We start from the raw sequence: 24,616 nt of genomic DNA on the forward strand, positions 1-24,616 counted from the left end.
TCAACAAGTTTTCGCCGCTAACCCGCGGCGAAATTCTGCTTAAGCTTCAGTAGAAGCCTTTTCGGTTGCAGCTGCTTCTTCTGCCGGTGCAGCTTTAGCCGGAGCTTCTTCTGCTGCTGCGGCCTCAGCTGGAGCCTCTTCAACCGGAGCCTCTTCAGCTGCAAGAACTTCCTCGACCGGAGCTTCTTCGGCTTCGCCGATATCCATGCCGGAAGCACCCTGCGCACGGGAAATACCATCGATAGCTGCACGAGCGATGAGATCGCAATAAAGCGAAATCGCACGGCCTGCATCGTCGTTGCCCGGCACCGGATAGGTAATGCCATCCGGACTGCAATTGGAATCAAGGATTGCGGCAACAGGAATACCCAGACGACGGGCTTCCTGGATGGCAATGGATTCGCGGTTGGTATCGATCACGAAAATCAGATCCGGGATACCGCCCATATCCTTGATACCGCCAAGGTTCCGCTCAAGCTTTTCGCGCTCGCGATCCATGAACAAACGCTCTTTCTTCGTCAATGCGTTTGCGGCATCGGAAGAAAGGGTTTCTTCCAGTTTGCGCAGACGCTGAATCGACTGAGAGATCGTTTTCCAGTTGGTCAGCATGCCGCCGAGCCAACGTGCATTCACGAAGTACTGTGCGGAATTGCGTGCCGAAGTGGCAACGGCGTCCTGTGCCTGACGTTTGGTGCCGACGATCAAAACGCGGCCACCGCCGGCAACTGTGTCGGACACAGCTTTCAGAGCCTGGTGGAGAAGCGGAACGGTCTGAGACAGATCCATGATGTGAACATCGTTGCGCACACCAAAGATGTACTGACCCATGCGTGGGTTCCAACGGTGCTTCTGGTGACCAAAGTGCACACCTGCCTCAAGCAGCTGGCGCATGGTGAAATCGGGCAAAGACATGGCCCTTAAACTCCTGAGTTTTCCGGTTTAACCTCCGCAAGAGGGTTTGGGCCGAAGGAAATTTTCCCTCAACCACCGGATGGACACCGATAAGCTCGGTTTCCGCCCCTTGCGTGTGGAATGGGCGCCTTATAGTTGGGAAGAAATATTATTTCAAGGCCTAAGCGCCGGATTTCTTTGGCTTCGAGGCTATGATTGTGCAATTTCAAACTGGACCTGATGCATCACTTAGGTAGAACACCAGCCCGGGTCGCAAACATTGACCCACGACAAAGGTATTTCTAACAAGAAACCTGAAACAAACCAGCGGATGAGATCCATTGACAACGCAAGGCATAAATCATTTGGGCCTGACGGTTCTGGACCTTTCAAGCACGACCAATTTTTTTACGAAAGGACTCGGTTGGTCGCTGTTGGCCAAAGACGAAAGCTACCCCCGCACGACTGTTTCAGACGGTGCCTGCCGATTGACTCTCTGGCAGGCGGATACTTCCAAACCCGTGACGGCCTTTGACCGCAAGTCCAATATTGGCTTGCACCACGTTGCCTTCGAAGTTTCGACCAAGGAAATGCTGTTTGCTCTTGCAGACAAAATTCGCAGTTGGCCTGGCGTCCGCATGGAATTCGAACCGGAGTTGCTTTCAGGTGGGCCGCGCATGCATATGATGTGTCTTGAGCCGGGAGGCATTCGTGTCGAAATCATTTGGCCCGCGAGCTAGCTGTTCCGGCGAATAGCAAACCAAGAGCTCTTCTGTCTCGTCTGGAACAATCCGGAGTCCCTTAATGGATGAAAGTGAAGACCCAGCAGGAATTGCCGCGACCGAAACAGAACGACTGAACCGGAAGACCCATTCCTTCAGTTTCGGCATCTTGTTTTTCCTCTTCGGAATCGCCGCTGGCTTTTTCCTGGCCTTTTCAGGCTTTGACCTGTTTGAAGTCTATTTCACCCACGTGCTTGCCGGATTTGTGGTTCTGGTAACCCTCATTGTTCTGACGGGTCTTGGCCTTTACGTGTTCCGCGGCAAGCTGATGGCAAGCTTGTTTGGTATTGCGGAATCCCGGCTCGACATGTTTGCCGAACCCTTGTCCCGCGTTACTCAGAAGGCCATCGATAGAGATCCGGAAGGCGCAACCCACGCAGCCCGCGAACTGGTTCAGCTGACGCTGGCCCGGTACAGTTGGATCACTGCGCGACGCTGGATCATTGCTTCGCTGACCGGGCTGATTGCGTCTTTGGCAGCGCTCGCCGGCACAGCTCTCCTATTTAGGCAGAATGAATTGATTGCGAGCCAGAATGTCCGCATTGAGGAACAAACAGCATTGCTGACCCAGCAAGTCGAACTTGCAGAAGCCGCCCGAAATGCAGCGATTGCCGTCGAAATCACCCGAATCGCCGCGCTGCTTGGCACTGTGATGGACAAGGTTGCTACACAGTCAGACGGAGCAGATGCTCCAACAGGCGATGTCGCCGCTGACAAGATACCGGTGATTGATCCCGCCAAAGACCTCGACCAAAGCCTCATCATGCGGATCGTCGCATCTTCGCAAGCCTCCAAGCCATATAGATACCTGGACGCCGGAGATGACTTCGGAAGTGTACAAAGCGCGATTAAGGACGCCATGCGAAGGCGGCGTGAAGAACTGCCGACTTCATTTGCACGCATGGCTCGCCTTGGAAACTGGCAAGAGGCTCCCGAGGCCCGGGCACTGGTGGCACGCAGCTACAGCCCTGAACGTGGTCAGCTGCTGGACACGCTTGTGCGCTCTGGCATCAGATCGTTCGAATTCCTGAATTTTTATGGACTTGATCTGTCGCACGCCGCATTGCGCGACTTTTTCTTCGGTCCGTTCAGCTTTCAAAATGGCAAGATGGCGTATGCTGACCTTGCAAGAGGCCATTTTACGGAAGTCGACTTCCAGGGAGCAAATCTTGAAAACGCGATCTTGCGGGAAGCACGTATAGAATCGGCACGGTTTTCTTCGCTTGAACCAGAACTCGCTGTTCCTCCTGTCGTTACAACCTCTCAACCTCTGACTTCCCGCTTAACCGGCCTTGATCTCACCGACGCCTTTCTGCAGTTCGTCTGGTTCGAAAACGCACGGCTCACAGCAGCAAACTTCGATCGGGCAACGCTAATGGGGACAGACTTTAGCGGAGCAGATCTGAGCGGCTCAACCTTCAGGGGTACTGTGTTGGGACATGCAGAGTTTAACGGGGCGATCTTGGCATCGGTCGATTTCGATGGAGCTTATGTTTTTGCCGAAGATTTCCTGGATCGGGTTGGCGAAAAAGCGTACCCGGGAAGTTTCAAACGAAGCCGTTTTGTTCAAGAGGCATCGTCTATCGAGGCCGTCATGGAAACCTACTCCACATTTTCACAGTTGGAGGCAGGCGACTTCAAGGAACTGCTCGGATCCGACAGCGTCTGGCGTATCAAGCGCGTCGAACCGTTCGAGCAATAGGCTCCTTTTTGTCTTTACTGGCACGAATTACAGCTAACAAATTTCAACTCAATCCGGACCTTTTTAGGACAGCTTCACACAGAAGGACGGTGTCGTAAGAACCACCGCCGAGACAGGTCCAATTGACCTTGTGCATCGGCGGGGTCAGCTTTGCTGTTATAGTGCCATCGGGATTGGTGGATTGCCGGTAAGCCCCACCCCATCACGGACTTCAGCCGCATTTGCAGCCGTTCCGAGGAAGTTGTTCATAGCGGCTTGATATTGCCCCATATGTTCGCTGAGAATCCGCCCGATATGCTGCCCGTTTATTTGCGTATTGGCCGATAATTCGGCGAGAACGGCAACCCAGGTTGTTACAATCGCACCCGCAGCCGCCAGTCGGGTCATCGTAACCTGTTGTATGAAGGGATTGAAATCCGCGCTTGCATCCATGACCACATAAGTCTCGTACCCTTCCCGTAGCGCCGCAATTGCAGGGAAAGCGGCACAAACTTCAGTCGCCAATCCGGAAATAACCAGTTTTTTTCGCCCGGTTGCGCGGACGGCCTCTCGTGAGGCCTGATCGTTCCAGAAATTGACAAATGGCCGGTCAATCACGTCAATCTCCGGAAACAATGCCTTTAACTCGGGCATGGTCGGGCCATTCGGGCCCTGAGGCCAACTTGTTCCCATCACGACCGGAATGTTCATTGCCCTGGCGGTTTTCGCATGACCAAGGATGTTGTTCTTGAGCAGCATCGGATCAATCGAAGACAGAAACTGCATGAGCCCGACCTGATGGTCGATCATCAGGAAAACGCAATTGTCAGGCGTTAGTTCGGATGTTGGAAGGGTCATTCACTATTTCCTGTGTTTTGACGAGTGAAAGGCCAGCAACCTGGCCATACTCCGTTTGAGACAGAGCTAGGCCAAGAGACGCTTTACGCGTTGAGTCCTGAGCTCAAAACGCGATATAGACAATTGCACTCATGCGACTAGCTGCAGCAAATGCATCTCAATAGTGACGAAAATGGAATGATTATCGAAGACCTCATCGACGCCCGGATTTTGGTCGAGTTGCATAACAGATTGAGTTTTGCGGCAGCCGCCAAGGCACTCGGAATGCCGCCAGCGACGGTTAGCCGCCGCGTCATGCGCATGGAAGACAGAGCTTGCTTGCGGCTTTTTGACAGAACCACGCGTTCGGTATGCCCCACGGAAGCCGGAACGTTGGCTGTCAATCATGCACAGCGAATGATCTCGGAGGTGGAGGCCGTTGAAACCTCATTGTCTTCAATGCGTGATGCACCTGTCGGTACGATCAGGATCACTACTCCGACTATCTTTGGACAAGCGCTGCTGAGTCCGATTGTCAGCCTGTTCCTTGCTCAATACCCGGATTGCGACCTTCATATCGACCTGGCCGACGGTCACATCAACCTTGCCGAAGAGGGCTATGACGCTGCAATACGGGTCGGACCGATCGTAGACGACACGCTCGTTGCAAGAACACTCGGAATAGTTCGCGCAGCCCTCTACCGCCGTGGTGGAGCACCGAAGGTTTCTCTGAATGACCTCAGCGACCTGCCCGTAGCACTCCTTCACAAGGGTATGAAAGCTGATCCCACACTACAACTTCATTCCGCCAATGGCGAAAACCGGTCTTTCGTCGTCAAGCCGCGCCTAATATGCATGAATCCGTGGTTGCTGCTCGACGCTGCCCTGGCAAGCGACGTCATCGCCGTCTTGCCTGAGTTGATTGCTGCCCCCGCTGTTAAAAGCAATCAGCTGACCAGAGTGGGCCCCGACTGGTTTGCCCGCCATGTGCCAGTTCATCTTGTCTATCAGCCTCAGCGGCTTATGCGCCCAGCTGTGAGGGCGTTTGTCGACCTTGCAGCCGACCAAATTCCGCAACTGATCGCCAGTGATGAAGGCAACGGGCCCCTAAGCCGGTAATCAAAGATCTCGCAGGGTCGGCTGAATTGGTTCAGGCGTCGTTGTCACGCGATTTGCACATCCATAACGCCTGGAACAGCCTTCAGCGCACCTGCGATTTCCGGAGATAATCTGAACCTTCCGGGAAGCTTGACTTCTACTTCGCGCGCGCCGTTTTCAAGTAGCACGATCACTGTCACGTCCCCTTCCCCACGGACCTTCAGCTGATTGGCGAGGCTTCTGATGGGACGCTCGTCACGAACGAAGACACGCATACTTTTTTGAAGGCGTGCAGCCACCTTGTCGATCGGGTCCACCTGTTCAACCCTCAGCGAGGGTTCATCGTCACGCATGTCGGCACCAACCAGCACCACAACGGACCTGCCGGACTGAAGGACATCTCGGAATTGTTCCAGCTTTTCCCTGAACAGCAAGGCTTCATATTGTCCGGTTGCATCTGACAACCTTGCGATACCCATGCGTGTTCCGGTTTTTGTTTTGCGCTCCTGCATCGAGACAACCGTGCCCGCAAGTCGACCCGCCGAAGCGCCCTTTTTGACTGCTTCAGCGAATTGTGTCCAAGGCTGAACCCTCATTTTCTCCAGGATTGATACATATTCGTCGATGGGATGCGCTGAAAGGTAGAACCCGATGGCGGAGTGTTCCCGCTGAAGTTTTTCTTCGTTGGCCCATCCATGCACTTCGTCCAGTTGCAACGGCTCTTCGCTGTCGCTGGCGCCGAAAAGTTCATCCTGTCCAAGCGTCTTGTTTTCTTCGGTTCGTTGCGCCAAGCCCATGACACGATCCAGCCCTTCAAAAACCTTTGCCCGGTTCGGCTCAAGTTCATCAAACGCGCCAGCTGCAACAAGGTTCTCAAGCGTCCGTTTGTTAAGTGCTCGTGGTGAAATTCGTCTGGCGAAGTCGCCAACACTCCTGAACGGAGTTTCGCCACGCACTTTCACAATGTGCTCAACGGCTTGCTCACCTACACCCTTGATCGCTCCCATCGCATAAAGAATTCTACCATCGGCAACATCGAAAAAGACCTGTGACCGGTTGATGGACGGTTGCACAATTTCGATCCCCATGCGGCGCGCTTCCTGACGGAAATCTCCAAGCTTGTCGGTGTTGCCCATATCCAGTGTCATGGAAGCCGCCATAAACTCGACAGGGTGGTTCGCTTTCAGCCAGGCGGTATGGTAGGAGACAAGCGCATAGGCTGCAGCGTGGGATTTGTTAAATCCGTAGTTCGCAAACTTCGCCACCAGATCGAATATCGTTCCGGCCTGCGATTTGTTGATGCCGCGTTCGACTGCACCGTCGACAAAACGCGCACGTTGAACTTCCATCTCGGCAGCAATTTTCTTACCCATTGCCCGTCGCAGCAGGTCCGCCTCGCCGAGTGAGTACCCCGAAAGCACCTGCGCAATCTGCATCACCTGCTCCTGGTAGACGATGATGCCGTTGGTTTCCATCAGGATCGGTTCAAGCAACGGGTGCAGGCAGTCCGGGTCCTGCTCGCCGTGTTTCACCGCGTTATAGACCGGAATATTTTCCATGGGCCCCGGCCGGTAAAGCGCCACCAGTGCAATAATGTCTTCAAACCGGTCTGGCTTCATGCCGGCGATTGCACGGCGCATGCCCTGACTTTCAAGCTGGAACACGCCGAATGTTTCGCCGCGGGCAAGCATTTCGTAAGTCTTGATGTTATCAATCGGCAGTCCGGCCACGTCCACGTTCACCCCGCGCCGGCCAATCAACTCTACGGCAGTGTCGATAACGGTAAGCGTTTTCAGACCCAGAAAGTCGAACTTAACGAGGCCGGCGTCTTCAACCATCTTCATGTTGAACTGAGCAACCGGCATGTCGGAACGAGGGTCACGGTAGAGCGGCACCAGCTTTTCAAGTGGTCTGTCGCCGATCACCACACCAGCAGCATGTGTGGATGCATGTCGGTAAAGTCCCTCAAGCTTCTGCGCCATGCCCAGCAGGCGCTCGACAATCTCTTCTTCCTTTGCGGCTTCCCGAAGACGGGGCTCGTCTTCGATCGCCTGGGCGAGCGTTACCGGATTGGCCGGGTTGGCAGGTACAAGCTTGCAAAGGCGGTCAACCTGACCGTATGGCATCTGCAGCACCCGCCCGACATCCCGCAAGACCGCGCGTGCCTGCAGCGAACCAAAGGTGATGATCTGCGCGACCTGTTTGCGGCCGTATTTTTCCTGAACGTAGCGAATGACCTCTTCACGGCGCGTCTGGCAAAAGTCGATGTCAAAATCCGGCATCGAGACACGTTCCGGATTGAGGAACCGCTCAAAGAGAAGCGAAAAGCGCATCGGGTCGAGGTCGGTAATCGTCAGCGACCAGGCAACAAGCGAACCGGCACCGGACCCACGGCCGGGCCCGACGGGAATGTCATTGCCTTTGGCCCATTTGATGAAGTCGGCGACGATGAGGAAGTAACCGGGAAACTTCATACGCTCGATGATTCCGGTCTCGTAATCGAGCCGGTCCCAATAGTCTTTCTCCTCAAGACCGGAGGCAAGGCCGTGGGCATCAAGCCGAGCCTGCAGGCCTTCCCGGGCCTGCCTTTTGAGCTCTTCCGCTTCTGCGTGTTCTGCTTCTTCCGGGTCTGCATCCGCACCGGCAAATCGCGGCAGGATCGGGTCCCGTTTCATCGGCCGGAAACTGCAGCGACGCGCAATTTCGACTGTTGATGAGAGCGCCTCGGGTAGATCGGCAAACAGCGCACACATTTCTGTGCGGCTTTTGAAATAGTGTTCGGGTGTCAGGCGTCTGCGGTCGTCCTCGATAAGCACGCGCCCTTCGGAAATGCAGATCAGCGCATCATGAGCTTCATAGTCTTCCCGCTTCGGAAAAAAAGCCTCGTTTGTCGCGACCAGAGGAAGATCCAGCTCATAAGCAAGATCCAAAAACGCATCTTCCGTCTTGCGCTCGACTTCCATGCCATGCCGTTGCAACTCGACATAACAACGCCCGGGAAAGCCATCAGACACTTGGCTCAGCCGCGCTTTCGCCAAGTCCTTGCGGCCTGCGAGAAGCGCAGCTCCAATCGGCCCAAATGCACCGCCTGTAAGGACTATGAGATCATCGGATTTTGCAAGGAGATACTCTAGCGAAACATGCGGCCGCAAACCGGTTTCCGTATCAAGAAAGGCCCGCGACGACAATTCCATGAGATTGCCATATCCAGTCTCTGTCATGGCAATCAGAACAAGATCCGCAAGGGCAGGCTCTCCGCGTCTGCCGCTCTCAAGCCCGTCTTCAAATGCAATTGACAATTGGCACGCGGTAATCGGCTGAATACCGGCTCCCCATGCCTTTGAGGAGAACTCCTGCGCGCCAAAGAGATTGTTGGTGTCCGCTACAGCCAATGCCGGCTGCTCGTCTGCCTTCGCAAGATCCAGAAGCTTCTTGATAGGCAGAGCCCCTTCAAGAAGGGAAAGCGCGGAGTGAACCCTAAGGTGCACAAACCCTGGGCCAGAGGCTACTCCAACACTCGATTTTGAGCCCTGAGTTGAGGTTCCGTAATCCGTCATTGATGCACTCGCACGCCCGTTCAGAATCAGCACACAAGTGAAACGCTTCGGGACAGCTCTGTCGAGCCATCAACCTGGTTGTTACCGCTGTTCTTTCAGTTTGCGAAAGGCACAAGCCTCAACTGGACGTCATTGTCCGAGACTTTGAAATTTTTGCGCGAACGGACAACCGCGCGCATTTGCTGATCTTAACCTGCAGAGAAAAGAACATCACCCCAAACAGCAAGTGTCGTGCAGAAGCAAACAAGCGAACCAAAAGCTGCAAAGTCACGAGCGATATAGAACATTTCATTCTCCAAACCTGACCTAACGTTGAAGAGATAATGTTCCATTTTTGTTCCTCTTGCAAGCCCTTTTTGTTCCTCTTGTCAGCAGGCAAATCAAATTCGCTTAAAACCCGAGGTTTTTGCTTTGTTCCAAACACGGTGAAGCAACACCGATAGCGTCAGTACCCGTCGCGTCCTAATAAATTGACTATGCTGTTTTTGAAGACCTGAACCGGCTAAAGGCCTTTGACCTGACCATCCGCCAGCGTGATAGCCCGATCCATACGTCCGGCAAGCTCAAGATTATGCGTGGCAAAGAGCGTCGCGACACCCGACGCACGGACCAGTGCGGAAAGCGCCTCGAATACGTAACTGGCCGTTTTTGGGTCAAGGTTTCCGGTCGGCTCATCAAGAAGAAGAATGCGCGGAGCATTCGCCACAGCCCGGGCGACAGCAACACGCTGTTGTTCCCCCCCTGAGAGTTCTGACGGTCGGTGACTGCCGCGATCACCCAACCTCATATATTTGAGCAGTTCGTCGGCTCTCTTGGCAGCCTCTTTGCGAGGCAAACCGCGTATCATTTGCGGCATCATCACATTTTCAAGGGCGGTGAATTCAGGCAGCAGATGATGAAACTGGTAGACGAATCCGATGTCGTTCCGTCGGATTGCCGTCCTCTCCACGTCGGAGAGTTCGGAGCAGTTGACGGGACCGAGAAAGACGTCGCCCTCATCTGGACGCTCCAGAAGTCCCGCGATGTGCAACAGTGTCGATTTGCCTGTTCCCGACGCGGCGACAAGTGCCACCATTTCTCCGGGTTCAATCCTAAGATTAGCGCCCCGAAGGATGTGCAATTGCCGATCGCCTTCTTCGAAGCTGCGCGTGATCCCGGACAGTTCAAGCGCGGCCGGAGCAATGCCGGGCGTCTGACGTGGGTCGACCGCCATGTCCATCTCCCCGCTCCTACTCATACCTGAGTGCTTCAACCGGATCGAGGCGAGCTGCACGCCATGCCGGATAAACTGTTGCCAGCAGGGACAGGAGCAACGCCATCAACAAAACTGTCGTCGTCTCTCCGCTATCGATCTCGGCAGGCAGCTTCGACAGGAAATAGAGCTCGGGCGAGAACAGTTCGGTGGTCGTCAGCCAGGATACGAATTGACGAATGCTTTCAATGTTCAGACACACGACCAATCCCAGAACAAACCCCGCAAGCGTTCCCACACAGCCGATACTTGCCCCTGTTATCAGAAAGATGCGCATGATTGCGCCGCGTGAAGCGCCCATCGTACGCAAGATGGCAATATCCTTGCCCTTGTCTTTCACCAGCATGATCATGCCGGAAATAATGTTCAGCGCAGCGACCAGAACAATCAGCGTCAAGATAATGAACATCACGTTGCGCTCCACTTCCAGTGCGGAGAAAAAAGTGATGTTGCGTTGACGCCAGTCCGTTACGAATGCCGGTCGATCTGCCGCCTCTTCGATCGCAGCCTTCATGGTCCCGACCCGATCCGGGTCAAGCACATAAACCTCAACACCTGTCGCTTTGTTGTCCATGTTGAAATAGGCCTGCGCTTCATTCAACGGCATGAACAGGAACGTAGCATCGTATTCGCTCATCCCGATTTCAAAAATTGCCGAAACCGGATAAGCCTTGACCCTTGGCGTCACGCCCATCGGTGTGACGCTCCCGCGTGGTGAAATAATGGTGACATTGTCGCCGACCGTAATGCCGAGCTGCTGCGCCATCCGCGAACCGATGGCAACGCCCTCACCTTCGTCAAATCCATCCAAGGTACCGCCACGTACCGTGTTTGCGATAAGCGGAACGCGTCTCAGATCACTTTCGTAGATACCGCGCACCAGCGCTCCGAAGTTACCGGCAGGACCGGACACAAGTGCCTGGCCTTCGGTAAAGGGAATTGCGCTAACAACTTCAGGCACCCCCTCAAGCCGCGATGCAACTGCATCATAATCAGTCAAAGGAAGATCGATTGGCTGGACAAGCATATGCCCATTGATACCCAGGATTTTGCCCAGGAGTTCGGTGCGAAATCCGTTCATTACAGCCATGACGATAATCAACGTCGCCACGCCAAGCATGATGCCCGCAAAGGAAAAGCCGGCAATAACGGAAATAAATGTCTCGCGCCGGCGTGAACGCAAGTAGCGGCCGGCAATCATCCATTCGAAGGGGGAAAACGGGCGTGTGGAGGCGGCTTGTTTCTCGTCACGCTCAATGTCCGCAGTGTCTGCCGCTGTCATTGTCCATCCACTTCAGCAACGCCCCAGAGCTATCGAAAAAGCCCGTCTAGCCGCAGCGAACCGCGGCCGAATCCCCACCACGGAGGATCACCGGACTTAATCAGTCCGTCAATGCCGCCGTCAGCTTGTTCAAGGCCGCTTCGGGGGAAAGCATCTCCTTTTCCCCAGTTGCGCGGTCCTTGACCTCCAAAAGACCGTCTTTCAGGCCACGAGGACCGGCAACGACCTGATACGGCAAGCCGATCAAATCCATGGTTGCGAATTTCGCACCAGCGCGTGTGTCCCTATCGTCGTAGAGAACTTCAATGCCAGCCGCCTCAAGCTTGGCATAGAGATCTTCCGACGCCGTGTCCGTCACTGAATCGCCCGGCTTAAGGTTCACCAGCCCGACATGGAACGGCGCGACAGACTTTGGCCAAATGATTCCGTTCTCGTCATGATTGGCTTCGATCAAGGCGCCAAGAAGGCGGGAAACGCCAACACCATAGGATCCCATATGCACGGGAACTTCCGTCCCTTCCGCAGTGGCAACCTTCGCCCCCATCGCCTCGGAATACTTGGTGCCGAAATAGAAGATGTGACCGACTTCTATCCCGCGTGCTGATACTTTCGCGTCGTCGGGCAATGCATCGAAAGCGGCAGCATCATGCATTTCGTCGGTTGCCGCGTAAGGTGTCGTCCAACCGGTTACCAAGGGGGTCAGGTCTGAATAGAAGTCCGTGTCTTCTGAGGGTATCGGCATTTCAAGCAGCGACTTGTCGCAGAAGACTTCGCTTTCGCCGGTGTCTGCCAGAATGATGAATTCGTGGCTCATATCGCCACCGATCGGCCCCGTGTCCGCTTTCATCGGGATCGCCTTCAGGCCCATGCGATCGAATGTGCGCAAATAAGCGACGAACATGCGGTTATAGGCGTGCCGGGCCCCTTCCTTGTCCAGATCAAAGGAATAAGCATCTTTCATCAGAAATTCACGGCCGCGCATCACGCCAAATCGCGGACGAACCTCGTCACGGAATTTCCACTGAATATGGTAGAGGTTCAGCGGCAGATCCTTGTAGGAACGCACGTATCCGCGGAAGATATCGGTAATCATTTCCTCATTGGTCGGCCCGAAAAGCATATCCCGCTCGTGACGGTCGGTAATGCGCAGCATTTCCTTGCCATAGGCGTCATAGCGCCCGCTTTCGCGCCACAGATCAGCGGACTGGATTGTCGGCATCAGCAGTTGAACCGCCCCGGCCCGCGCCTGTTCTTCTTCGACAATTCGCTCAATCTTGCGCAAAACCTTGTGGCCGAGTGGCAGCCAGGAATAGATCCCTGCGGATTGCTGTCGAATCATGCCCGCGCGCAACATCAGCCTGTGGGACACGATTTCTGCTTCCTTGGGCGTTTCCTTCAGGATGGGCAGGAAATAACGGGAAAGACGCATGAAAGTTCTCTCAATTTCTGGCAGTGCCTGTTTGGTGCGCAGTCAAAGCGCATGCGGAAGGCAAAAACAAGCCCTTTACTTGGGCACCGACGGCTTTCGCATTTTTTCGCCCGAAAATCATCAAAATTGACCGAATACCAGCAGTTTTGCCGGCTTAGTTTTGCGCCTTGAAAATCCTGACCAAATGTTCAAATACAAGGTTCAAAAATAGACAAGCAAAAATATTCATCTCCGCACGACAAATAGGTGACAAACTGCAAACAATGGGCTACGTTCCGTTCCCATAACAAAAAGATGCCTCGGCAGAAATGCTAAGAAGCTCAAGGACATCGCGGTCTGAGTCTTGGGAGGAAGGACCCTCAGGCGCGCCATTCGGTACGCAGCCACCCAACCAGGTTGTTATCCCAACCGGTAAGGGAAAAGGGTCAGTTTAGACGCGGAACTTTTTTAAGGCAGAGCCTGGCTCTGCCTTTTTTCTTTTATTCAGGCCATTTCCAAATTTTCAGCGGCCAAGGTTTTGTCATCAAATTGCCTAGCTCCAATTTAGGTAGAACTAGTACCAACCTCAACATATAAGAACCTATTCGAATGGGTTCCTATTTGTTGAGGTTGGTATAAGGCGCTGATCAACTACCCGGCTGGCTGTAGCTGGCTCCCGGTGGCTTGAAAAACGGAATATCGTCCAATCCGAAACCTTGGGCCCGCAATGAGACGTAAGCCGAAAATACAAGCGTGGTGATAACTGTCGTTAGAACGATCACCTTGAGGAACTTCGGTCTGTCCGGGGCACTTGGCACAGAACCTGGGACCACATCCCCTGCTTCTTCTTGCGTGCGGTGCAATCCAAAAGGCAGGATTGCAAACAGAATGATCCACCACAGCATGAAAAATACTGCCATGCCAAACGCCACGGACATCGCCTTACGCCTCTTCCAGTTCCGTTAAAGTTCCAAGGAAGTCCTTTGGGTGCAGAAACAACACAGGCTTCCCGTGGGCCCCAATCTTCGGTTCCCCATCACCCAGTACACGGGCCCCGTCCGCCAACAGCTTGTCACGCGCTGCAATGATGTCGTCCACCTCGTAGCAAACATGATGAATGCCGCCGGACGCATTCTTTTCGAGAAATTTCGCAATCGGAGAATTGTCCCCGAGCGGTTCGAGCAGTTCGATCTTCGTGTTCGGCAGGTTGATGAACACCGTGCTGACACCATGATCAGGCTGTTCTTCTTTCGCAGAGACCTCAGCACCAAGCGTGTCCCGATAAACCGCAGTCGCAGCATCAATGTCCGAAACCGCGATGGCGACATGGTTGAGCCGACCAATCATTCGAATTCCTTCCCAAATAGAAACGGCCCTGTATGGCCGCCAATGACTATAGTTGGGTCACCACCACCTTGCAGAGCGTCTTTTTGCCCCAGACATCCAGGATCTGAGAGCGTGCGGCTTTTCGAGCTGCCTCGCCTACCAGATCCTTGTCTTTGCGCCTTCCCTTCGGGATGCTCGTCACGGCACCAATGATCGCCTTGGCGACGATGTCCTCCATCGGCTCTCCGTCGTCATCCGTGTCCGGCAACCCCAGAAGGGTGATATGCGGATCGTCCAAGAGGTCACCCGATCGGTTCACAACAAGGGCAATAACGGCAGCGCCAGCGTAAGACAGTTTGCGCCTCTCGCGCACACCGGTAACTTCCGGATCATCCAGAATGGTACCGTCCTTCACCAGGATACCGGATGGTGCTTCGTCGATTACCGCTGCTTTTCCTGCAACAAGGCGGACGATGTCCCCGTTCTTGCCGCGCACGACTTCCGGAACGCCCTGTTCCTTTGCAAACGCGGCATGTGCTGCAAGATGCAACGGTTCACCATGCACGGGAAGCACGACTTTCGGCTTGATCATCTTGTAGAGTTGCTCAAGCTCACCACGTCGCGGATGTCCCGAGACATGCACAAGCGCGTCTCTGTCGGTGACGATCTCGACATCCTTGTCTGCGAGATTGTTCATTACCTCGCCGACCGCCTTCTCGTTGCCTGGTATCGTTCGTGAAGAAAAGATCACCGTGTCTCCCTTGGACAAGGCAATATTGCGATGATCACCTGAGGCAATCCGGGCAAGCGCAGCTCGGCTCTCCCCTTGTGAGCCGGTGCACAGAAGCACGACTTTTTCACGCGGCAAATAGCCATATGCTTCCTCATCATGAAAGGGTTTCAGGCCTTCCAGATATCCCAGTTCACCGGCAACATCGATCACCCGGTGCATGGAACGGCCGACAACGACGACATCGCGATCGTTTGCAGCTGCTGCTTCGGAAACTGCGCGAATACGGGCAACATTCGAAGCGAATGTAGTGACCGCAATCCGCTTGCCAGCCTTCGCCATCACCGTTTTCAATTCTTCAGCGACATCGGCTTCGCTTGGGCTGACCCCGTCCCGGACCGCATTTGTGCTGTCACAGACAAGAGCCATGACCCCCTCATGTCCAAGCTCTGCCAACCGATCCATGTCGATCGGAAGTCCAACGCCTGGCGTCGGGTCTATTTTCCAATCGCCTGTATGTAGAACGAGGCCGGCAGGTGTTCGGATTGCCAGGGCACACGGCTCAGGGATTGAGTGCGCCATCGCGACAAATTCAACGTCGAACGGTCCGATCTTGTGCCGCTCACCTTGTTTCACGACGGTCACCGGAACTTCCTCTTCAAGCGTTTCGCTTTCCGACTTGGCAGCAAGCAGCCCCGCAGTGAAGGCTGTCGCATAGACCGGCACCTTCAGGTAGGGCCAAAGGTGCAGGATAGCTCCATAATGATCTTCGTGCGCATGGGTGATCACCATGCCGGCAATGTTGTCGACCTCGTCCTCCAGGAATTTGATATCCGGTACGACAACGTCAATTCCAGGCAAATCAGGCCCGGCAAAACTGACGCCGCAATCGACAATCAGCCACGTCCGGTCACCATCGGGACCAAAGCCGTAAAGGCCGAGATTCATTCCAATTTCGCCGACACCACCAAGTGGCAGAAAAACGATTTCATTTTCTTTCAAATTGGCCGAAGCCATTGAGTGCTCCTTCAGAACTTGCTGCCGGCTGACGTCATTCGGCTCTCAGCCGGGTAAAAACACGTCACCCGCAAAAATGGTGCGCTGGCGACCATCATCCTGGCGAAGAACCAGGTGACCGCGCGCATCCAAATCGGCAAAAATGCCGGTAATTTCTTCCTGGCCCAGTTTGACCGTGATCCGATTGCCCAGATGCGCAGCGCGCTTCAGCCACGCCCTGCGAACGGTTTCAAAACCGCCAGTCTGCCGCCACTGCGCCAATTGATCCGCCATGGCGCTCGTCAGCGTTTCAAACAGCCTCTCAGCTGAGACTTGAAAGCCCAGACTTCGCAAATCCGTCGCCTGATATAGCGATAGTGGCGGATGGGAAACACAGTTCACACCAAAGCCGAGTACGACTGCCTGTCGACCGTCGCTTAGTGTTTCCGCCTCCAGCAGAATGCCGGATAGTTTTGCCCCTTCGACCAAAAGATCATTTGGCCATTTCAGTTTTACCAGTTGCAGCGTACCGGCAGCTTTGTCAACGGCTTCCGCCAGGGCAACCGCTGCTGCGAGTGGCAATTCTCCAATCCTTGCTGCAGGCTCAGGATTTATCAGCAAAAGACTGGCAAATAGGTTGCCGCCCGGCGATGCCCAATCCCGTCCGCGTCGGCCTCTGCCTTCCGTCTGGATTTCCGATCTGATCCAAAGGTTTCCAGGACTTCCTGCACGTGCCCGCTCAAAGCAAAGACTGTTTGTCGACCCAACACTTTCATGGGCTTCAAAGCGAAAATCCGGCACACCTGGCGCCGGATGTTCCATTCTCGAATTGCTCATGTGTCCGATCAGAACAGCGACTGTGCCGCAGCGCTTGCCGCGTTGACGACCTGACCTGGTGCCAGCCAGAAGAAGATAACGAAGATGCTGGACAGACCAAGCACCACACGAAGCTCCATCGGCATCGCTTCAAAGCGTTCAACGGGTTCGTCAAAGAACATAACCTTGACGATACGAAGGTAATAGTAAGCACCGACAACCGACATCAGAACGCCGATCACCGCCAAAGGATAAAGCCCTGCTTCAACGGCAGCCACGAAGACATACCACTTGCCGAAGAACCCGACGAGCGGGGGAATCCCTGCCAGGGAGAACATTAGCAAGCCAAGCAAGATCGCCATTGGCAGATTGGTCTGGGAAAGACCCGAAAGATCATCGATATCTTCAACCATGCCGTCCCTGCGGCGCATGGACAAGATACAGGCAAAAACACCAAGGGTCATGCCAAGGTAGGCCATCATATAGAAGATCACACCCTCTACGCCGGTCTGTGTACCTGCTGCCAGTCCCACAAGGGCATAGCCCATATGGCCGATTGAGGAATATGCCATCAGCCGTTTCAGGTTGCGTTGCCCGATCGCCGCAAATGCCCCGAGCGCCATCGACGCAATCGATACGAAGACGATCACTTGTTGCCAATCGCTGGTGACCGGATGGAATGCCTCGATCACGATCCGCACCAGCATACCCATGGCAGCAACCTTGGGAGCTGCGGCAAGGAAAGCGGTGACCGGCGTCGGCGCACCTTCGTAGACGTCCGGCGTCCACATGTGGAACGGGACGGCTGAAATCTTGAACGCGAGTCCAGCAAGAATAAACGTCAGACCGATGACAAGGCCGATGGATGCGCCTTCATGGGTCAAGGCTTCCGCAATGCCTGCGAACGACACTTGCCCGGTGAAACCGTAAACGAGCGACATCCCGTAAAGCAACATGCCGGAGGACAACGCGCCGAGGACAAAATACTTAAGACCGGCTTCCGTGGAGCGAACGCTGTCACGATTGATCGCTGCGACGACATAGAGCGACAAACTCTGAAGTTCGAGGCCGAGGTAAAGTGCGATCATGTCGTTTGCCGACAGCATCAGCATCATGCCGAGCGTCGCCATGACGATCAGGATGGGATACTCGAAATGGTCGAATGACTGGCTTTTGGCATAGGCCCACGACATCGCAATTGCAAAGAACGAGCCCGCCATGACCAGAAGCTTGAGCAGATGCGCGAATTCGTCCAGAACGAATGAGCCGCCGAAGGTTTCTCCGAAGGACGGCACCAGCAAAAGCACCAGGAAGGCACCGCCGAGCAAGCCCATGGCACCGCCGAATATGGCGTAGCTGACACCTTTGCCGCCAAAGGCACCGATCATCAAAAGCACCATTGCTCCGAGGGCCAGGATGATCTCCGGCAGGACCGGCATGAGATCTGGCAGTTGGGTCACGTCTGACATAGCTCTGTCTCGTCCTCGAAACCTTAGTGGGCAACCGCAGCGGCCGCTGCGTGCTGGGTGACGCCGGCAGCATCAAGTGCAGCGCTATACTGATTGATGAGATTATCGACCGCGCCCTGGGTAACATCCAGGATGGCCATCGGGTAGAAGCCGAAGAAAATCGTCAGGACAATCATCGGGATCAGGATTGCCTTTTCCCGAAGGTTGAGATCAAGCATCGACTTGAGGCTCTCCTTCTCGAGCGCGCCGAACACAACGCGCCGATAGAGGTAAAGCGCATAGACCGCCGACAGGATCACGCCTGTTGTGGCAAACATCGCTACCCAAGTGTTGACCTGGAAGGCTCCCATCAAGGTCAGTATCTCACCGACAAAGCCCGATGTTCCGGGAAGGCCCACATTGGCCATCGTGAAGATCAGGAAAGCGACCGCATATTTCGGCATCCGATTGACCAGACCGCCATAGGCGGAGATCTCACGCGTGTGCATCCGGTCGTAGATCACGCCGACGCACAGGAAAAGCGCGCCCGAGACAATGCCGTGCGAAAGCATCTGGAAGATGCCGCCTTGAACGCCTTGCTCAGTCATCGTGAAAATTCCCATGGTCACGTAGCCCATGTGAGCGACGGACGAATAGGCAATCAGCTTCTTGATGTCTTCCTGGGCCAAGGCCACCAGCGACGTATAAATGATCGCGACTACTGAAAGCGTGTAGATCATCGGTGCGAACATATCCGAGGCGATCGGGAACATGGGCAGCGAGAAGCGCAGGAAGCCGTAGCCGCCAAGTTTCAGCAGAATGCCGGCCAGGATCACGGACCCGGCCGTCGGGGCTTCCACGTGTGCATCGGGCAACCAGGTATGCACCGGCCACATCGGCATCTTCACGGCAAAACTTGCAAAGAATGCCAACCAGAGCCAGGTCTGCATATGTGCGGGGAACTTGGACGTTGTGAGCAGTTCCTCGATGCTCGACGTGCCGGCCGTCCAGTACATCGCCATGATCGCGACCAGCATCAGGACAGATCCGAGCAATGTGTAGAGGAAGAACTTGTAGGAAGCGTAGACCCTGCGCGCGCCGCCCCAGACCCCGATGATCAGGAACATCGGGATAAGACCAGCTTCGAAGAACACGTAGAAAACCACCAGATCCAACGCACAGAAAACGCCGATCATAAGCGTTTCCAGCACCAGGAAGGCGATCATGTATTCCTTGACGCGCTTCTGAATGCTTTCCCAGGAGGCCAGAACACAAAATGGCATCAGGAAGGTGGTCAGGATTACGAAAAGCACGGAGATGCCGTCAACACCCATCCGGTAGTTGATGCCACCGCCCAACCAGTCACGGTGTTCCACAAACTGGAAACCGGGATTGTCGTAATCGAAATTCGCCCAGATGAAGAGAGACAACAGGAAGGTGACACCTGTCGTTACCAGCGCGACCATGCGGATGTTTTTCTTGCTGCCTTCATCATCGCCAGAAACCAGCAGGATGAAAAGCACGCCAAGCAGCGGCAAGAATGTTGTGAGTGACAGAATTGGCCAGTCAATCATTAGTGTGCACCCCCGCCGGTGCCAGCACCGGTGAACATCGACCAGGTGATCAGTGCAGCCACCCCGATCAGCATCGCAAATGCATAGTGATAGAGATATCCGGTCTGCAGTCTGACGACCCATGCGGTCACGTTCTGAACCCGGGAGGCAACACCGTTCGGGCCAAACCCGTCAATCACGGTGCCATCACCCTTCTTCCAAAGAACGCGGCCAAGCCACATCGCAGGACGGACAAAGAGAAAATCGTAAAGCTCGTCGAAGTACCACTTGTTCAGCAGGAACTTGTAGAGGCCGGAATGACGTTCCGCCAGTTGCTTCGGCATCTCCGGCTTGCGGATATAAAACTGATAGGCAACCAGCAGGCCGAGCACCATCATCACGAACGGTGAAACACGCACCCAGGCAGGCACTTCATGCATGGCATGCAGAACATGGCTGTCGGCAAAGGCCGGCAGCGAACCGTCCCAGAAGGCGTTGTAGGCTTCTTCTGAATAGAAGAACGATCCGTAGAAGACCATGCCGGCCAGAACGGCACCAATCGACAGGATGAACAGCGGAACAGTCATCACGAGCGGCGATTCATGAACGTGCTTCATCACATCGACAGGCGCGCGCGGCTTGCCATGGAATGTCATGAACGTCAGACGCCAGGAATAGAATGATGTGAGCGCTGCAGCGATCACGGTCAGCCAAAAGCCGTAAAGCGCCATCGGATTGGCATGTTCCCCGCCGGACGCTGCAAATGCAGCCTCGATGATGCCGTCCTTGGAGACAAACCCGGCAAAACCCAGATGGGTGAAGGGAATTCCGACACCCGTGAGCGCCAGAGTTCCAATCATCATCGTCCAATAGGTGATCGGAATGTGTTTCCGAAGTCCGCCCATCTTGCGCATATCCTGCTCATCGCTGACGGCGTGGATCACCGAACCGGCGCACAGGAACAATAGCGCCTTGAAAAAAGCGTGTGTGAACAGATGGAAGATACCGATGGAATAAGCCCCGACGCCAAGCGCAACAAACATGTATCCAAGTTGCGAACAGGTCGAATAGGCAATCACGCGCTTGATATCGTTCTGGACAAGACCAACCGTTGCGGCAAAGAAAGCCGTCGTCGCGCCGAAGAACACAATCACCGTCAACGCGGTGTCAGACAGTTCCATCAGCGGAGACAGGCGCGCCACCATGAAGACACCTGCCGTTACCATGGTCGCAGCGTGAATAAGCGCGGAAACCGGTGTCGGGCCTTCCATCGCATCCGGTAGCCATGTGTGAAGCAGAAACTGCGCGGACTTGCCCATAGCGCCCATGAACAGCAGCAGGCAGATCACGGTCATCGCAGCTTGCGCATCAAGATGATAGCCGAGGAATGACATGACCTCGCCTTGCTCCTCGATAAAGGACGGCGCGTCATTGAAGATCGTTGTGAAGTCGATGCTCTGAAAAACGTAGAAGACACCGAAGATACCAAGCGCAAAACCGAAGTCGCCGACACGGTTGACGACGAAAGCCTTGATGGCGGCAGCATTGGCAGAAGGTTTTTTGTACCAGAACCCAATAAGCAGATAAGACGCAAGACCCACGCCTTCCCAACCGAAGAACATCTGCAGCAGATTGTCCGCCGTCACCAGCGACAGCATGGCAAAGGTAAAGAGCGACAAGTAGGCGAAAAACCGCGGCCGATGCGGATCATGATGCATGTAGCCGATGGAATAGACATGCACCAGGGCCGAGACCGTGGTCACCACAACCAACATGACCGCAGTCAGCGTATCCACTCTGATGGACCAGGATACTTTCAGATCACCGGCGTTGATCCAGCGGAAAAGCTCGACGATTTCCAGTTGCGCGCCGCCAAGCCAAAAACCGAAAAAGACGATCCATGACAGCAGTGCCGCGATTATCAGAAAACCGCTGGTAATGTACTCGCTGGCTTTTGCGCCGATTGCGCGGCCGAAAAGACCGGCGATCAGGAAGCCGAGCAGCGGCAGGAACAGAATTGCGGAATACATCGGTTCCTAACCTTTCATCACGTTGACGTCTTCCACGGCGATAGAGCCGCGGTTCCGGTGGAAGACCACCAGGATCGCCAGACCGATTGCCGCTTCGGCAGCAGCCACGGTGAGAACCAGCATAGTAAAGACCTGCCCCATCATGTCGCCGAGGAACGACGAAAAGGCGACAAAGTTGATGTTCACCGACAGCAGCAGCAGCTCGATGGACATCAAGATGACAATCACGTTTTTCCTGTTCAGGAAGATCCCGAAAATCCCGATTGTGAACAGGATCGCCGCGACCGACAGATAGTGCGACAGACCGATTTCCATGGGCGCCTCGCCGTGCTCCCCTCGATTACCCCAACCAGAAACCGCACGGAGGAGCGTGCTGGTTTCCGGACATTCTCGTGTGACGCGAGTTACGCGTCAGATGCCTTTGCCAGGCTCAACTTTCCGCACCTCAATGGCGGTTTCTCGGTTCCGCGCCACCTGATCCGGAATGCTCTGGCGTTTGACATTTGGCTTGTGACGCAATGTCAGAACGATTGCCCCGATCATTGCCACAAGCAGGACCAGGCCCGCGACCTGGAAGAAATAGATGTACTTCGTGTAAAGCACCGAGCCGAGTGCTTCGATATTGCTCATTTGGCTCAAGGCAGGGGTCGGCTCGGATCCGTGCCCCAAAATCTCGGGCGCGATGATCCATGCGCCCACACCCATCAGAAGCTCAACCATCAGGATAAGTCCGACCAGCGCCCCGACGGGCAGATACTGCAGGAAACCCTGGCGCAACTCGACGAAGTCGACATCGAGCATCATCACAACGAAGAGGAACAGAACTGCGACCGCCCCCACATAGACAACCACCAGCAGCAACGCCAGATATTCAGCGCCCAGCAAAATGAACAGACCGGCAGAATTCACAAAGGCCAGGATCAGAAACAGAACCGACGTCACCGGATTTCGGGACGCGATCACCATGAATGCTGACGCCACTGTGACGCCGGCAAACAGGTAGAAAAAGAGGGCTTTCAGGATCATTTCAAAGACCTGCCTGTGGTGTGGCCTTTCGGCCGGAAATGCGGAGCCCGGCCGGATTGCCGGGCGAATATCGGTATGTGCGGTTAGCTCCTAGCGGTAAGGAGCGTCCATTTCAATGTTGCGAGCGATTTCGCGCTCCCAACGGTCACCGTTGGCGAGAAGCTTTTCCTTGTCATAGTAGAGCTCTTCGCGCGTTTCCGTTGCGAATTCGAAATTCGGTCCTTCGACGATCGCATCCACCGGACAGGCTTCCTGGCAGAAGCCACAATAGATGCACTTGACCATGTCGATGTCGTAACGCGTCGTCCGGCGCGTTCCGTCGTTGCGACGCGGACCCGCTTCGATCGTTATGGCCTGAGCCGGACAGATCGCCTCACAAAGTTTGCAGGCAATACACCGTTCCTCGCCATTCGGATATCGGCGCAGGGCGTGCTCCCCTCGGAAACGCGGGCTGATTGGCCCCTTCTCGAAAGGGTAATTGATCGTCGGCTTCGGCTTGAAGAAGTAACGCATTGCCAGAATGAAGGCAGACACGAACTCCTGCAGAAACAGCGATTTGACGGATTGACTAAGTCCCATCGCTTTTAGCCTCTCTTTCCTCAACCTGCCAGCGCGCTGGCGGCCCAATACCCGACGATCGGGAAGCCGATCACCGGAACACCAAAAATCAGAGCGCCCAAAAGCGCCTTGTACTTTGCAACAGCGCCACCGTCGCCGCCGGCTTGTCTGTTTTTCGTCTCGCTCGCCTGAAGTATGCCCTTCAGGATCTTCCAATCGAGCCAGCCGATGTAAAGTCCAACAGCGGCACCGACAAGGCCGGCGATCGAGATACTCACGCTGCGCCCGGTGCCCAGCCCATGACCATCAATACAGCGGCGACAACAACAACCATCGCCAAAGACAGCGGCAGGAATACTTTCCAACCCAGACGCATCAACTGGTCATAGCGGTAACGCGGCACCATTGCCTTCACCATAGCGAACATGAAGAAGCCCAGCAGACACTTCAAAATAAACCAGACGACGCCTGGTACCCACGTGAACGGGGCAAAATCCAACGGCGGAAGCCAGCCACCCATGAAAAAGATGGTCATCAATGCGCACATCAGACAGATCGCGACATATTCACCAAGCATGAACATCATGTACGGGGTGGAGCCGTATTCAACCATGAAGCCGGCAACAAGCTCCGATTCTGCTTCAGCAAGATCGAACGGAGGCCGGTTGGTTTCAGCAAGGGCGGAGATGAAGAAGACGACGAACATCGGGAACAGCGGCAGCCAATACCAATTCAGGAAAGACAGCCAAGGCACGCCCAGCATGGTCGCCAGGCCAATCTCCTGTGCATGAACGATACCAGACAGGTTCAACGTTCCGGCGCACAAGAGGACGGTGACAATGACAAAGCCGATAGAAACTTCGTATGAGACCATTTGCGCGGCCGAGCGCAGCGCAGACAGGAATGGATACTTGGAGTTGGATGCCCACCCGCCAATGATAACGCCGTAAACCTCAAGCGAAGACACGGCAAAGACGAATAGCACGCCAATATTGATGTTGGCGATTACCCACCCATCGGCCACCGGTATCACAGACCAGGCGGCAAGTGCCAGAAGTACGGAAACGAGCGGTGCCAGCAGAAACAGAATCTTGTTCGATCCTGCCGGAATAACAGGCTCCTTCAGCACGAATTTGAGAAGGTCGGCGAAACTCTGAAACAGTCCCCAGGGTCCGACAACATTTGGACCGCGGCGAATTTGCACGGCTGCCCAGATTTTCCGGTCCGCGTATAGAACGTAGGCAACAATCACCAGAAGCACGACCATCAGCAGAACGCTCTGGAATGCCATCCAGAGGAACGGCCAACCGTAGGTCGTCATGAACTCAGCCATATCGGTCCCCTG

Annotated in this window: 21 protein-coding genes; 3 read left to right on the forward strand and 18 right to left on the reverse strand. The window is 54.9% G+C overall.

Translation table 11 applies throughout. The features are described from left to right. Positions 1–39: 39 nt before the first annotated feature. Positions 40–912 (reverse strand): 30S ribosomal protein S2, encoded by an 873-nt coding sequence (gene rpsB, locus Q0835_RS12650; RefSeq protein ID WP_298961681.1) that lies wholly within the window; start codon positions 910–912, stop codon positions 40–42. A gap of 320 nt (positions 913–1,232) precedes the next feature. On the opposite strand from rpsB, the gene Q0835_RS12655 reads away from it, so the two are divergent. Both Q0835_RS12655 and Q0835_RS12660 read left to right on the forward strand, forming a co-directional pair. Continuing rightward, the gene (locus tag Q0835_RS12655; RefSeq protein WP_298961684.1) at positions 1,233–1,631 is read left to right on the forward strand and encodes a VOC family protein; all 399 of its coding nucleotides are present in this window, start codon (positions 1,233–1,235) and stop codon (positions 1,629–1,631) included. A gap of 64 nt (positions 1,632–1,695) precedes the next feature. Further along, entirely contained in the window at positions 1,696–3,375 is a 1,680-nt protein-coding gene (locus Q0835_RS12660; protein ID WP_298961686.1) for a pentapeptide repeat-containing protein, read from the forward strand. A 156-nt stretch (positions 3,376–3,531) separates the two neighbouring features. Here the strand turns inward: Q0835_RS12660 and Q0835_RS12665 are convergent, their stop codons facing one another. Continuing rightward, positions 3,532–4,212, reverse strand: coding sequence for an isochorismatase family protein (locus Q0835_RS12665; RefSeq protein WP_298961690.1), 681 nt, complete (start codon positions 4,210–4,212; stop codon positions 3,532–3,534). A 177-nt stretch (positions 4,213–4,389) separates the two neighbouring features. On the opposite strand from Q0835_RS12665, the gene Q0835_RS12670 reads away from it, so the two are divergent. Next, entirely contained in the window at positions 4,390–5,310 is a 921-nt protein-coding gene (locus tag Q0835_RS12670) for a LysR family transcriptional regulator (RefSeq protein WP_298961692.1), read from the forward strand. 44 nt (positions 5,311–5,354) lie between these two features. On the opposite strand, the gene dnaE is transcribed toward Q0835_RS12670, so the two are convergent. From dnaE to nuoH, 16 genes are all read right to left on the reverse strand, one after another. Then, entirely contained in the window at positions 5,355–8,846 is a 3,492-nt protein-coding gene (gene dnaE, locus Q0835_RS12675; RefSeq protein WP_298961694.1) for a DNA polymerase III subunit alpha, read from the reverse strand. A 502-nt stretch (positions 8,847–9,348) separates the two neighbouring features. After that, entirely contained in the window at positions 9,349–10,065 is a 717-nt protein-coding gene (locus Q0835_RS12680; RefSeq protein ID WP_298820530.1) for an ABC transporter ATP-binding protein, read from the reverse strand. Between the two features lie 10 nt (positions 10,066–10,075). Continuing rightward, complete coding sequence (locus Q0835_RS12685) at positions 10,076–11,380, reverse strand: lipoprotein-releasing ABC transporter permease subunit (protein ID WP_298820528.1); 1,305 nt, start codon at positions 11,378–11,380, stop codon at positions 10,076–10,078. A 100-nt stretch (positions 11,381–11,480) separates the two neighbouring features. Beyond that, on the reverse strand, positions 11,481–12,809 hold the full coding sequence (proS, locus tag Q0835_RS12690) for a proline--tRNA ligase (protein WP_298961697.1): 1,329 nt from the start codon (positions 12,807–12,809) through the stop codon (positions 11,481–11,483). A 626-nt stretch (positions 12,810–13,435) separates the two neighbouring features. Continuing rightward, positions 13,436–13,726 carry a DUF1467 family protein gene (locus Q0835_RS12695; RefSeq protein ID WP_298961700.1) on the reverse strand — a complete coding sequence of 97 codons (291 nt, stop codon included), beginning with the start codon at positions 13,724–13,726 and terminating at the stop codon, positions 13,436–13,438. A 4-nt stretch (positions 13,727–13,730) separates the two neighbouring features. Beyond that, positions 13,731–14,135 (reverse strand): methylmalonyl-CoA epimerase, encoded by a 405-nt coding sequence (gene mce / locus Q0835_RS12700; RefSeq protein WP_152504287.1) that lies wholly within the window; start codon positions 14,133–14,135, stop codon positions 13,731–13,733. Between the two features lie 46 nt (positions 14,136–14,181). Then, positions 14,182–15,861 (reverse strand): ribonuclease J, encoded by a 1,680-nt coding sequence (locus Q0835_RS12705; protein WP_298961703.1) that lies wholly within the window; start codon positions 15,859–15,861, stop codon positions 14,182–14,184. Between the two features lie 45 nt (positions 15,862–15,906). After that, positions 15,907–16,677, reverse strand: a complete 771-nt coding sequence (locus Q0835_RS12710; protein WP_298961705.1) for a biotin--[acetyl-CoA-carboxylase] ligase — start codon at positions 16,675–16,677, stop codon at positions 15,907–15,909. 8 nt (positions 16,678–16,685) lie between these two features. After that, a complete protein-coding gene (nuoN, locus tag Q0835_RS12715) occupies positions 16,686–18,125 on the reverse strand; it encodes an NADH-quinone oxidoreductase subunit NuoN (protein ID WP_298961708.1) in 1,440 nt (479 codons plus the stop codon). Between the two features lie 23 nt (positions 18,126–18,148). Next, positions 18,149–19,678 carry an NADH-quinone oxidoreductase subunit M gene (locus Q0835_RS12720; RefSeq protein ID WP_298961710.1) on the reverse strand — a complete coding sequence of 510 codons (1,530 nt, stop codon included), beginning with the start codon at positions 19,676–19,678 and terminating at the stop codon, positions 18,149–18,151. Further along, positions 19,678–21,687, reverse strand: coding sequence for an NADH-quinone oxidoreductase subunit L (gene nuoL / locus Q0835_RS12725; protein ID WP_298820511.1), 2,010 nt, complete (start codon positions 21,685–21,687; stop codon positions 19,678–19,680). Before nuoL ends, Q0835_RS12720 begins: the two co-directional genes overlap by 1 nt. Before the next feature lie 6 nt (positions 21,688–21,693). Next, positions 21,694–22,002, reverse strand: a complete 309-nt coding sequence (gene nuoK, locus Q0835_RS12730) for an NADH-quinone oxidoreductase subunit NuoK (RefSeq protein ID WP_094070939.1) — start codon at positions 22,000–22,002, stop codon at positions 21,694–21,696. A 96-nt stretch (positions 22,003–22,098) separates the two neighbouring features. Continuing rightward, complete coding sequence (locus Q0835_RS12735; protein WP_298820506.1) at positions 22,099–22,713, reverse strand: NADH-quinone oxidoreductase subunit J; 615 nt, start codon at positions 22,711–22,713, stop codon at positions 22,099–22,101. A gap of 90 nt (positions 22,714–22,803) precedes the next feature. After that, the gene (gene nuoI, locus Q0835_RS12740) at positions 22,804–23,292 is read right to left on the reverse strand and encodes an NADH-quinone oxidoreductase subunit NuoI (protein ID WP_298820505.1); all 489 of its coding nucleotides are present in this window, start codon (positions 23,290–23,292) and stop codon (positions 22,804–22,806) included. 20 nt (positions 23,293–23,312) lie between these two features. After that, positions 23,313–23,549 carry a hypothetical protein gene (locus Q0835_RS12745; protein ID WP_298820503.1) on the reverse strand — a complete coding sequence of 79 codons (237 nt, stop codon included), beginning with the start codon at positions 23,547–23,549 and terminating at the stop codon, positions 23,313–23,315. After that, the gene (nuoH, locus tag Q0835_RS12750; protein WP_298961713.1) at positions 23,546–24,604 is read right to left on the reverse strand and encodes an NADH-quinone oxidoreductase subunit NuoH; all 1,059 of its coding nucleotides are present in this window, start codon (positions 24,602–24,604) and stop codon (positions 23,546–23,548) included. Before nuoH ends, Q0835_RS12745 begins: the two co-directional genes overlap by 4 nt. Positions 24,605–24,616 lie beyond the last annotated feature (12 nt).

Origin of the sequence: uncultured Roseibium sp., assembly GCF_947499295.1 — a bacterium.
GTDB lineage: Bacteria > Pseudomonadota > Alphaproteobacteria > Rhizobiales > Stappiaceae > Roseibium.